Genomic DNA, 12379 nt, shown 5'->3' with positions numbered 1-12379 from the left:
GCGCGCTTGTTATTCCGCGCACTTCTGCCACGAGAGCCGGTAGGTGGTGCTCACGCTGCTGTCCGTCGAGTCCATGGTCATGAAGCTGGTGTTCCCCTTGCCGTTGACCTTCAGCTCGGTCTCGATCGTCAACGGCTTGCGGTCCTTGCACGGCCCGCGCACAACCCCGTCCGGCGTGTCGGTGACCTGCCAGTTGTCGCTCATCGGCCCCTGGAACGTCCGCGAACTGTGCCGCGTCGGGAACCCCGGGAAGTGGTAGTCGTTGCGCACGACACCCTTGTTCTTGTCCGCCAGGTTCGCGAACCCGCGGTAGTCGGTCGCCGCGATGCCGTACGTGTACCCGGCCGCGTGGTTGAGGCGGAGGGTGATCGTGCAGCTCTTCTTGGCCTCACTGCCGTTGCCCTGCACCAGGAAGTCGCTGTAGTTGATGGTGAAGGCCTCGTTGTCCAGGGACATGGCGACGGTGGTCGTGCCGGCCGGGCAGCCTGGGCCGGTCGTGCTCTCCACGGTGATCGTGACCGGGCCGGGAGGCGGCACGAGGGAAGCGGCCAACAGTGCCACCACAGCCAACATCGAGGCCTCCTCACATCGCTGCAGGAGAACCTATCGGGCCCCGCAATCACGCGAACGGCTCAGCGCCTCGGTCTTCCCGGCCGATCTTCTCGACCACCGCACGCGCCAGTTCCTCCGGACTGCGCCCTTCCCGGTGGAAGTGCTCGACGACCTCTCGGCCGTGAGCGTTCTCCACGCAGACCTGAAACCGTTCCGGGTGCTCCCAGTCGGCACCGGCCCACACGACCTTCCGCCCGGCCAGTCCGGCGAACACCAGCCGTGCCGCGGTCCGGTCGGGCGTCTCCCACGAGAAGTCGCCGCCGATCCGCTCGACCTCGCGGTCGTACGCCTCCGCGTCGAACACGGCGTCGTCCTTCATCGGCTTCTCGTACAACCACTTCCAGCGCACGATGTCCGCCTCGCGCACGATCGTCACGTCCGTGCGGCCGCAGCCGTACTCGCCACACTCGCACGTCGCGATCACGACCTCCCGCGGCTCCTCGGTCGCGACGAGCAGGTTGTCCGGCAGCAGCAGGTGGTGCGGATCCCGCCCGATGCCCGCGCCCGCCGAGGTGATCTCGACGTCGTTGACGTGCACGCGCAGCTGGAAGTCCCGATACCGCTCGGGCGCGATCTCGAACCGGACGATGTCACTCACACCGCCCATTATCCGCCCGCCAGGTCCCCCACCACGTGGATCACCGTCGGGCGGTCGGCGGTGAAGGCCTTGCCCAGGGCCGCGGCGAACCTGTCCTGGTCATCCACGGTGAGTCCGTGGCAGTTGAGGCCCTCGGCCACCTTGGCGAAGTCGACGCCGGGCAGGTTCACGCCGTGCACGGGGTCGCTGCGATCCGCCATCTCGCGGCGGATCTCGCCGTAGCCGCCGTTGTCGCAGATGATCACGGGGAGCGGCAGGCGTTCCTGGGCCGCGGTGGCGAGTTCGGGGAGGGTGAACATCACGCCGCCGTCGCCGTGCAGGGCCACCACCTGACGGTCGGGGGCGCCCATTTTCGCGCCGATGGCGGCCGGCAGGCCGTAGCCGAGGGTGCCGAAGCCCGTGGGGTACAGGAAGCTCGCCGGGCGGTCCAGCCGGAGGTTGGACAAAGTGCCGTAGTAGCAGGCCATTGCGCTGTCGGCGGCGACGATGGCGCCGGGGGCGAGGACTTCCTGCATGGCTTCCACGAGTGGGAGCCATGCGGCGCCTTGGGCGCGTGCGTGTTTGCGGAAGAGCTTTTGCCGGCGTTCGGCGCGTTTTGCGGGCTCCTGCGTGGTTCTGGCCTTGCCCAGGCGTTGGTTCAGGGCGGCGACGGTGGCTTGGGCGTCACCGACGAGGCGGTAGTCCGGGAGGGCGTTGGTGATCATCTGGGCCGGGTCGACGTCGATGCGGATCAGGTCGCCGGTGAACCTCAGCGGGCCGTTCCAGAGGTCGGTGGAGGCCAGTTCGGTGCCGATGGCGATGACGGCGTCGCATTCGGCGACGAACTCGGCCACGGCTTTGTGGTGCAGGCCCGCGCCGATGGAGAGCGGGTGGTGTTCGGGGAAGGTGCCTTTGCCGTTCGCGGTGGTGACGACCGGGGCGCCGAGGCGTTCGGCGAGGGTGGTGATCTCCTCGGCCGCGCCCTTCGCGCCGCCGCCGACGATCAGGCCCGGCTTTTCCGCCGCGTTGAGGCGGCCGGCCGCCGCGGCGATGGTGACGGCGTCGGCCGGTGGGTGCGCCACCAGGACCGGGGCCACCTCGCTGATCCTGTCCACGGCGTCGAGGAGGTCCAGCGGGATCTCCAGGTGGGCGGGGCGGGGGCGGCCGGACGTCATGTGCGCGAACGCCTGGGCCACGGCCAGCGGGATTTCGGCGACGCTGTGGACTCGGTTCGAGTAGCCGATCGCGGCTTCCAGTGCGGCGCTTTGGTGCCTGACCTCGTGGAGGGTGCCGTTGCCCCGGCCGGGGTGGCGCAGGGGCATGCCCGGCGAGATGAGCAGGACCGGTACGGAGTCGGAGTACGACTGGGTCACCGCGGTGAGCGCGTTGAGCACGGCCGGGCCGCTCGTGGTGAGGCAGACGCCGACCTTGCCGGTCACGCGGGCGTAGCCGTCGGCGGCGAAACCGGCGCCCTGCTCGTGGCGGGGCGTCACGTGCCTGATGTCGTGCTCGGCGAGGTGGCGGTAGATACCGAGGTTGTGGGTGCCGGGGATGCCGAACACCAGCTCGGTGCCGTGCGCGACGAGTGCGCGCACGAGCGCGTCACCCCCGCTGATGCGAGGAACGGTCATGCTCATGCCACGCGTCGTCCGCCCGTATCGTTCACCGTGTCCCCCGAAGGGATGATCAGCGCGTCGACGGCCATCACGCCGTCGGGCCCCACGCGCACGGGGTTCAGCTCGATCTCGGCCAGGTCCGGTCTGGCCGCGAGCGTTGCGGAGATCCGGGCGATCACCTCGGCCAACGCCGTCACGTCGGCCGCGGGGGCGCCGCGCCAGCCCGACAGGAGCCGGGCGGAGACGAGGCGGGCCAGCATCTCCCGTGCGGTGGCCGATGTCACGGGTGCGAGCTCGAGCGCGGTGTCGTTGACCAGCTCCGCGTGCACGCCGCCGGCGCCGACGAGCACCACCGGGCCGAACGACGGGTCCCGGCGCGCGCCGACGATCAGCTCGACGGTGTGCTCGCGGGTGTCCATCTCCTCGAGGACGTAGGTCCCGGGGCCGAGCCTGGCCTCCATCTCCTCGAACGCCGTGGCCGGGTCGGTGAGGTTCAGCCGCACTCCGCCGTGCTCGCTCTTGTGGGCCAGCCAGTCGGCTTTGAGCGCGTACGGGCCGTCGAGGGGCGTGGCCTTGACCTCGGCGGCGCTCGTGACGGCGTGCGCCCTGGGGAACCGGACGAAGCTCAGCAGCTCGCGGGCGGCGAGGTAGCCCGCCTGGTACGGCAGGCTCGCGCAGGGGTCCCCTCCGCAGGGGTCCCCTGATTCAATTCTCCCAGCCGGCACCGACAGTTCCGGGCCGCCCGCACGTCCGCCGCCCGGCCGCGACAGCGCGCCGAACCGGGTCGCGTCACCGAGCGCGGTCACGGTCCGCTCGATCGTGTGGTGCACCGGCACGCCACCGGCCCGGAGCGTCCGCACCGCCGCGGAGTCCGGGCACATGCTGTGGACGGCGACCAGAACACCGGTTTCCCTTGCCACCGAACACATCTGGTCCGCCACCGCGACCTCGACGGCCTCCAGGGACGGCGTGTCCGCTCCGTAGCTGCCGAAGTAGCCGGACAACACGACGGTGTCGACCTCACCTCCGCGCGCGAGCACCTCCACCGCGCGGGCGTAGTTCGACAGGTCCCGCTCCCCCGCCCCGGCCAGGTCGACCGGGTTCCGCGCGGCCGCCGGCAGTCCGTCCACAGAGGACAGAGCAGGAACCGCGAGTCCCGCCGCCACGGCCAAATCCGCCGCGATCGCACCCTGACCGCCGGAGTCGGAGATGATCCCGACCCGCCGCCCGCGCGGCACCCCCGAGGACAGCACCGCAGCCAGGTCCACCAGCGCGGCGGGCGTCGCCACCCGCACGGCACCGGCACGACGGCACGCCGCGTCCACGACGTCCAAAGAGGACGCCAGCGCACCGGTGTGCGAGCGGGCCGCTGCACGGCCGGCGGAAGAAGACCCGACCGTCAGCAACACCACCGGTTTCCCGGCGGCGCGCAGTTCGGACATCGCCGCGACGACGCCCGGACCGAAGCTCTCCAGGTACACGCCGACGACCGTGGTCAGGTCGTGGGAAACCAGGTCCAGCAACGCTTCCGCGACCGTCACGTCGGCCTGGTTGCCGACCGACACGAACCGCGACACCCCGATGCCGGACGCCGCCGCGAGTCCCGCGATCTCCAGCCCGACCTGCCCGCTCTGCGACACCACCCCCAGCGAACCGGGCTGGAACCGTCCCCACGCGAGGTGCAACGACGTCGCCGCGTCGAACACGCCCAGGCAGTTCGGCCCGAGCAGGCGCGCCCCCGCCGCCCGGATCCGGCCGATCACGCGGTCGTCGATGCCGGACGTGATGCCGACGAACCCGCGCACGCCGACGGCCAGCGCCTCGTCCACCACGGCGGGCACGTGCGCCGCGGGCACCGCCAGCACGACGAGTTCGGGTGCCTCGGGCAGCTCCGACAGCGACCGCACGGTCGGCACCGACAGCACCGGGCCGCCACCGCGGTTCACGAGGTGCACGGCACGCCGCGACCGGCCGGTCAAAGCGCCGCGAGCCAGCCAGTGGCCCCACTTGGCGGGATCGTCGCTCGCCCCCACCACGGCGACGGACGCGGGATCGGAGAAGATCATCTCGCACCGACGCCGCGCGAGATGATGAGGCGCTGGATGTCCGACGTGCCTTCCTCGATCTCCTCCAGCTTGGCGTCCCGCATCCAGCGCTCGACGGGGTAGTCGCGCGAGTACCCGTAGCCGCCCAACGTCTGCACGGCCGCGTGCGTGCACCACATGGCGTTTTCCGAACCGACGAGCTTCGCCATCGCGGACTCCTGCGCCACGGCGTGCCCCTCGTCGTACAGCGTCGCCGCGCGCACGGTCAGCAGGTGCGAGGTGTCCACGCGCGTGGCCATGTCGGCGAGCCGGAACGCCACCGCCTGGTGCTGGATGATCGGCACGCCGAACTGCACCCGTTCGCGCGCGTAGTCGGAGGCGAAGTCCAGCGCGGCGCGCGCCAGCCCGGTCGTGGCGGCACCGATGAGGATCCGCGAGGCGTCGAACGTGCGCATCAGGCCGGCGAACCCCTGGCCTTCGTCACCGAGCCGGTTCCCGACCGGCACGCGCACGTCGTCGAGGAACACCTCGGCGTTGACGATCGCCCGCTGCCCCATCTTGCGAAACGGCGGCCCGACCGCCAGCCCCGGCGTGTCCCGGGGCACCACGAACGCCGTGACGCCGCGCGAGCGCAACGACGGGTCCACGGTCGCGAAGATCACGAACATCTCGGCGTAGGGGGCGTTGGAGATCCAGGTCTTCTGTCCGTTGAGGACGTACGAGTCGCCGTCGCGCCGCGCCGACGTCCGGATGCTCGCCGCGTCCGACCCGCTGCCGGGCTCGGTGACGGCGACGGCGGTCAGCGGCGGCTGCCCGGTCGCGAGTGGACTGAGGAACCGTTCCTGCTGCTCGGGCGTGCCGAGGTGCTCGACGGGCGCGCTGAAGAAGCCGTTGGACGTGATCAGGTTGCCGATGCCGATGTCACCGTGGCACAGCTCCTGCTGCACGAGCACCTGGGTGAGCAGGTCGGTGACGCCTCCGCCGCCGAACTTCTCCGGGATCATGAACGAGGTCAGGCCGAGCCGCGACGCCTTCTCCCACACGTCGAGCGGCGACTCGGTGTCGGCCTCGTCGACGGCGCGCCCCCGCGGACGGATCTCCTCGGCGGCGAACCTGCGGGCCAGTTCGACGAACTGCTGCTGTTCGGCCGTGAGCCGCAGGCCGTCCCTGACGGTCCGCCCCATCTCGCACCCCTAAATTGACTGACGAATCAGTTATTCACGATCCACGGGGCAGCCTAGCTCTGTCAAGACGCATCAGCAGGGTCGCGAACGGGTGACTGACCACCTCTTTCAGGGCGCGTTCGAGTGTGTGCGGTGAGCGTTCGCGGACGCGGTGATCACCTGCATGGAGCATCCCGCGACACGACTGCCACTCAGGCTCGGCCAATCGGTGGAAAGCGCCCCCGCGGAGGTATCCCACCGTGCCATGGTCCTTCTTGATCACTGCCGGGGGATCACGCTGGGGAGGAGATCCGTGAGTCCGCACCTGGGGCCGGACGCGTTCGATGCCGACGACCTGCGAGCCGCGGCGGTGAGACCGGGCCGGCTGATCCTCGTCGGCCCGGCCGGCTCGGGCAAGACGACGTTGCTGCACACCGCGCTGCTGGCCGAGCAGGAGCGGTCCTGGCGGTTGGTCACGCCCCTCACCGGCCCGCCCGAACCCGCCGACCTGCTGGTCGTCGACCAGCTGGAAGAGCTGTTCGCGCTCGGCCGGGACGAGCGCGAGGCGTTCCTGCGGGCCCTCGACGGCAGCACCACGGTCGTGCTGGCCCTCGACGCCGACTTCTACCGCCCGGCGGCGGAGCACCCGGAGCTCGCGAAGACGTTGCGGGACAACCAGTTCCTGGTCGAGCCGAGCACACCGGAAGAGCCGGGCCCGGACCCCGAGCAGCTGTACGCGGAACTCCAGGCGCACGAACAGGAAGCCGCGCGGCGCATGCTGCCCCGGCTGGTCCGGCTCGGCGACGGGAGTCCGGACCTCAGGATCTCCGCGCCGCCCGGCGAGCTGACCGCCGGTCTGCCGGACGTGCGGGCAGCGCAACGGGTTCTCGACCTGCTGACGGAGGCGGGTTTGCTCACCAGGACCGGGAACGCGGTGCGGATCAGTCGCACCTGGCCCCGGCTCGCCGAGTGGCTCGACGCCGAACGGGACTGGCAGCACGCACGCCGTCAGTTCACAGCTGACGCGAACCGGTGGCACGACGCCGGACGCCCGAAATCCCTGTTGTACCAAGGGGACCAGCTCGCGGAGGCGAACCGGCGCGCCGCGGCGTCACCGAGCCGCGCCACCGACCTCGATGCCGTCACCACCGCGTTCATGGACGCGTCCTGGCGCGGCGGGCAAGGGAGGCGGACGCGTCGGCGGACCGTCATCGCGGTGCTGGCGGTGCTCGCGGTGCTGGCACCCGCCGGGCTGGTGGGCGCGGCGAAGTTCGCGCGGCAGGCCGAGCAGGCCCGCGACCGCGACCTCGCGCGGTTCCTCGCGGCCGAGGCGGAGTTCCTGCGCGACCGCAAACCGGGGCTGGCCAAGCAGCTCGGTGTGCAGGCCTACCGGCTCGACCGCGACGCGGGCCGGCGGGCGATGCTCGACAGTCAGCGCACGCCCGGCGTCATCGCCGACGAGAAGGTCGTCACGGACGTCGTCGGCAACGGCGAGCTCATGGCGATCGTCGCCGTCGACGAGATCATGTTGCGCGCCAACGACCGGCGGGGCCGGATCGGCGACATCACCAGCGGCGCCGTCGCGGTGAGCGAGGACGGCACCAAGCTCGCGGCGGCGCACTTCACCGGCACCGACGCCAGGCAGGGAGTGCTGCGGTTCTACGACGTCGGCGACCTGTCGCGCCCGCGGCAGACCGCGGAGGTGCCGATGCCCGCGGTGGTCCGTGCGCTCGCGTTCAGCGACGACACCCTCTACGCGGGCACGGACGCGGGGGCGATCCTGATCTGGGACCTCGCCGACCCGGGCGCACCGAAACCGCTGCCGAAGCTGGAGGGACATGGCGCACCGGTCGACTCGCTCGCCGTCGCGGCACGGGGCGGCCTGCTCGCGTCCACGAGCACGGACGGGCAGATCCGGCTCTGGGACGTCGTCGACCCGGCCCGCCCGGAACCCGTCGCGTCGCTGTCCGGAGAGCCGTTCACGATCCGCCGCAACGCCAGGGAGCCGCTGCACCGCGTGGCGTTCGACCAGACCGGGCGACTGCTGGCCACCCCGGCCGCACCGGACACGCCGGGCCCGAACGTGTGGCGCCTCGACAAACCTGCCGCACCGCAACGGATTCCCTACGAGGACGACGGCAGCTTCAGCCCCGGCCCGTGCCGCGGTGACCCCGTGCTCTCACTGGCGTTCAGCCCGCACGGCAACCAGTTGGCCGTCGTGTGCGGCACCAAGTGGACGGTGCTGAACCACACCACCGAACCGGCGCCGGGACTGCTGTCGAAGTCCACGGCCTCGGACCGCGGCGACCTCCAGCCGGGTCCCGTCGTGTTCGACCCGCACGGACGACGGCTGTTGCAGGTCGACGCGGTCGGCGTCTACGTGTGGGACCTCGGCAACCCCGACCAGCCGGGCGCGAAGGGCTTCCTGCCCAGCGTTCCGGGAACCGGCGCGCAGCTCGCCTACCGCAGGGCAGGTGACCGGCAGCTCGTCGCCGTGCAGAACCCCGGCGCGAACAGCCTGTGGGACGTGAGCGACCCGGTCAAGCCGCAGAAGCTGTACACCGCACCGGCACCGGACATGTTCACCGGCGGCTCCATCGCGTTGAGCGCGAACGGCGAAATGCTCGCGATGCCCGAGTTGTACGACAACGGCAAGTCAGTCGGCGTCAGCCTGCGCAACACAGACAACCCCGGCGGCCCGCCGCTGGCCATGATCGACGACCTGGACAACGGCATCGGTGCGATCGCTTTCAGCCCCACCAAGCCGTTGCTGGTCATCTCCGACGTCAACGGCCTGACGAAGAGCAACAAGACGCCGGCGAGCCTGCGGTTGTTCGACCTCGCGAACCCCGCGCAGCCCCGTCAGATCGCCAAGCTGCCGATCGAGGCGTGGAGCGTCCAGTTCTCCCCGGACGGCGCGGTGCTCACCACCGTGGCCCACGGCGAGGTCGCCGCACTCCCCTACGACCCCGACGCGGGCAAGCAGCTGCGCACCCTCGACCTCAGCGATCCCGCGCACCCCACCGAACTGTGGCGCAAACCGCTGCCCCAGGGGCTCACCGTCGACTTCGCCTACAGCCCCGACGGATCGCTCTTCGCCGCCTTCGACTCCACGCAGACCCTGCGGCTGTGGCGGGTGAAGGACCACCGGTTGCCGGGCGACGCGGTCAAGGCGTCCGTCGGCAACCGGAAGGTGGGCGGCGGCAGACTGGCGTTCAGCCCCGACGGCAAGCGCGTGGCGTTGGTCGGCATGGAACAGCACGGGTCGACGTTCACCACCCGCCCGGAGATCTGGGACGTGTCCGACCCGGACGACCCCGTCCAGCAGTTCTACCTGCCGGGCGGCGAGTACGAGCACTTCTACGACCTCGCGTTCAGCCCGGACGGGACCACGCTCGCCGTCGTCCGCGCCAATGCCGGTGTCGACCTCTGGGACACCGATCCCGACCACGTCATCACCGGGATCTGCAACGCGGCCGGCGACCCCATCACCGAGCAGCAGTGGCGGCACTACCTGCCGGGCAGGGACTACCGGCCGCCCTGCGCCTGATCCCAGGCGTCGTGGATGCGGGTGAGCCGCGCCAGCGTGGCGTTCGCCGCCGACATGGCGTCCGTCAGCTCGTCCGACGAACGGAGGAGGAGCTTGTCCGGGCCGTCGTCCAGGGCGGTCAGGCAGTTGGTGCTGCCGCGCTTGGCCAGCTCGATGTACCGGCTCCAGTGCTGCTGGGCTTCGGCGTCGGGAACGCGGAAGTACCGCTCCGCGTCCCGCGCGATCCGCCCGAACTCCGTGCAGGTGGGCCGCAACGGCGACACGTCGACCGGGCCGGTGCCGGAGCCGAGCTCGGTCAGCGTCGCCACGTGCCGCTTCATGGTGTCGGCCAGGCGCCGGTTGAGCTCCAGGCCGCCGTAGCGGTTCCACGCGTACACCTGTGCCGCGTGCGTGCGGGCGCTCACCTGCGCGGCCGCCGGAGCCGCCAGCACCTCCACCACCTGAGCCTCGGTCACCTCGCCGTTGCGCTGAGGCCACAGCACGAGGCCGGTGGCGGTGATCGCGGCCGCGGCCACGCACAGCACGGCGACCACCCGCCGCCGCGCGGTCAGCGTGCCCGGTGCCCGTGCCGGCAAGTCGCGCGCACCCCGGACGACGCCCGCGACGACGAACGCGGCGATCGCGGCGACCAGAACGGCGGGAACGAGCGTGAACTGCACGACGAAGGAGGACATCGCGAGGTGCGGGCGGCAGACCGCTTCGGTGTTCATCCTCAGCGGTTCGACGCAGCCGTCGAAGGACGTGAACACGAGCGCCACCGCGAACCCGGTCACCACCGCCGTCTGGGCGGCGATCAGCGCGACGGGCAACCGGTGGCGGCCCGCCCGCGCGGCGGCCACGACCGCGGACAGCACGGCCGCCACGACGATCACCACCAGCACGGACGCCTGGTACGTGAGCACGAACAACGGGCCCGCTCCCCTGGCCACCGGCAGCCAGGTGTGCAGGTAGGCCTGCAGCACCAGCACCGCGGCACCGGCCAGCGCACCACCGGCCAGGCCCGGCCGCACCACCCGGCGCAGCGGCGGTATCGGTGGCTCTTCGACGGCGACGACTCCCGCGTCGTCGAGAACGGGACGCAGCCAGCGCGGTGTGCCGTCCGGCGGACGCACGGTCCACGCCAGCAGCGGCACGATCCACAGCGCGCTCACCGCCACCAGGCCCAGCACCGGGTCGTACAGGCCGCCCAGCACCGGGAAGACGGCGGCGAGCGCGGACACGATCAGCGCCTGTCCCGCGGAAGGCTCACCCAGGCCCCGCAGGAGCACCTCCCGCACCTGACCGGTGTCCATCAGCAGGCCGAGCAACGCGTGCACGGCGCCACTGCTCTGCCACCAGGCGAACCACGACGCCAGTGCCAGCCAGGCGGCGACCAGCGCGGCGATCATCGCCCACCTGGTCGCGCGCCGGACCGCGGCCCAGAGGTGCGCGCACTGACCGATCCACCAGCTGACCGCCACCCCCGCCAGAGCGACGAGCACCAGGAGCTCCGGGTGCGGTGGCAGCCACTCGGTGACCGCGACCCGGTCCAGGAACAGCTCACCCACCGCGAGCCCGCAGCCGAGCCACCACCCGATCCGGGCACCCGAGGGCGCGGGCCGGGAGGTCAGCACCGCGTGCGCCACGGCGCGCCACAACGCGATCCCGACCACCCCGACGACCAGCCCAGACGACACCAGCACCAGCGACTGGCTCGCCCACCCCAGCAGACCGCTCTCGGCCAGGTAGTTCTGCAGGTACGCCAGCACCTGCCGGTTCACCAGCGTCGCGGCGACGCCGGTGAGGAACATCGGCAGGGCCCGCAGGCCGAACAGCTCCCCGGTGCCCGCCAGCGCGGCACGGCGCAGGTCCAGCCGCGGGTGCGTGCGCCACAGCTCGGTGAACGACGCGAGCCACCGCCTGGCCGGCACTGGTGCCTCGGCCTCCCAGACGCGGTCCGGCGCACCCCAGCGCGCGGCGGCGAGGTCGGCGCACACCTCGCGGCTGCGCAGCACGTCCGCGCGGGCCAGGTAGACCAGCACGACCAGCAGCACCACCAGGAGGATCCGGCGCACCTCGACCGGCTGCTCGCTCGACCACCAGGTCGGCTGGACCAGCGACGCGACCGCCCAGACCGCGTACGGCACCAGCACCGCGCCGAGGAACATCCGCCACAGCGCGGCGGTGACGTAGTGCAGGGTGACGTCGCCGTTGCGGACGTGTGCCAGCTCGTGCAGCACCACACCCCGGAAGCGCTCCGGGTCGGTGGTGGCGCGGGTCAGCAGTTCCGCGCTCAGTCTCAGCGTGGGCCGCCGGTTGCTGCCGTACACGGCCACGCCCCTGGTCGGATCCACCACCAGCCGCGGTGGTGCGGCCAGCCCCGCCGTCTCGGCCGCCTCGGCGACCAGCCGGTGCGCCGCGTGATCGTCGTCCAGTGGCTTCACCCACCGCGAACGCGTGCGCCACGCGGGAATCGCGCGGAACAGCAGAAGGGCGCCGAGCAGCACGACGACCGGCCACCCCAGCACCACCCACCACGGCGGCGGTGGCTGGTACCGGGCCATGCACTCGTTCATCGCCGAGGACTGCTGCAGCAGCACCAGTTCCACCTGGACCGCGCCCGAGTCGGGATCGGCGCCACCGGCCAGCACGCACCCCACGCCGTCCGAACCGGAGACGCCGCCGACGACGTCGCGCATCATCGCGCCGCTCGCCACGAACAGCAGCACCATCAACAGCACGAACCGCACCGTGGTGCCCGCGCCGATCACCCGTTCGTCCCCGCGCCGCGGGACCGCCCCCACCGTCACCCGAGCCAGTGTGCTGCCCGCACCGCG

The 12379-nt window shown here is 71.8% G+C and carries 7 protein-coding genes; 1 reads left to right on the top strand and 6 read right to left on the bottom strand.

Annotation, left to right across the window (positions count from 1 at the left end; translation table 11 throughout):
- Positions 1 to 9: 9 nt before the first annotated feature.
- From ABZV40_RS08620 to ABZV40_RS08600, 5 genes are read right to left on the bottom strand one after another with little or no spacing between them, the layout of a single operon-like run.
- Positions 10 to 573 carry a DUF4360 domain-containing protein gene (locus tag ABZV40_RS08620; protein WP_355437606.1) on the bottom strand — a complete coding sequence of 188 codons (564 nt, stop codon included), beginning with the start codon at positions 571 to 573 and terminating at the stop codon, positions 10 to 12.
- Between the two features lie 46 nt (positions 574 to 619).
- Entirely contained in the window at positions 620 to 1210 is a 591-nt protein-coding gene (locus tag ABZV40_RS08615; RefSeq protein WP_355437604.1) for a hypothetical protein, read from the bottom strand.
- 8 nt (positions 1211 to 1218) lie between these two features.
- On the bottom strand, positions 1219 to 2820 hold the full coding sequence (locus ABZV40_RS08610) for a 5-guanidino-2-oxopentanoate decarboxylase (protein ID WP_355437602.1): 1602 nt from the start codon (positions 2818 to 2820) through the stop codon (positions 1219 to 1221).
- Positions 2821 to 2822: 2 nt separating this feature from the next.
- Positions 2823 to 4871, bottom strand: a complete 2049-nt coding sequence (locus ABZV40_RS08605) for an acetate--CoA ligase family protein (protein ID WP_355437600.1) — start codon at positions 4869 to 4871, stop codon at positions 2823 to 2825.
- On the bottom strand, positions 4868 to 6034 hold the full coding sequence (locus tag ABZV40_RS08600) for an acyl-CoA dehydrogenase family protein (RefSeq protein WP_355437598.1): 1167 nt from the start codon (positions 6032 to 6034) through the stop codon (positions 4868 to 4870). The genes ABZV40_RS08605 and ABZV40_RS08600 overlap by 4 nt, the downstream gene beginning before the upstream one ends.
- 292 nt (positions 6035 to 6326) lie before the next feature.
- Between ABZV40_RS08600 and ABZV40_RS08595 the strand changes: the two genes are divergently transcribed.
- Complete coding sequence (locus tag ABZV40_RS08595; protein WP_355437597.1) at positions 6327 to 9563, top strand: hypothetical protein; 3237 nt, start codon at positions 6327 to 6329, stop codon at positions 9561 to 9563.
- Here the strand turns inward: ABZV40_RS08595 and ABZV40_RS08590 are convergent.
- Complete coding sequence (locus ABZV40_RS08590; protein ID WP_355437595.1) at positions 9542 to 12352, bottom strand: M48 family metalloprotease; 2811 nt, start codon at positions 12350 to 12352, stop codon at positions 9542 to 9544. The genes ABZV40_RS08595 and ABZV40_RS08590 overlap by 22 nt on opposite strands.
- Positions 12353 to 12379: the final 27 nt, after the last annotated feature.

The organism is Lentzea sp. NPDC004782 (assembly GCF_040609115.1).
GTDB lineage: Bacteria > Actinomycetota > Actinomycetes > Mycobacteriales > Pseudonocardiaceae > Lentzea.
This window is presented reverse-complemented; position numbering and strand designations above follow the sequence as displayed.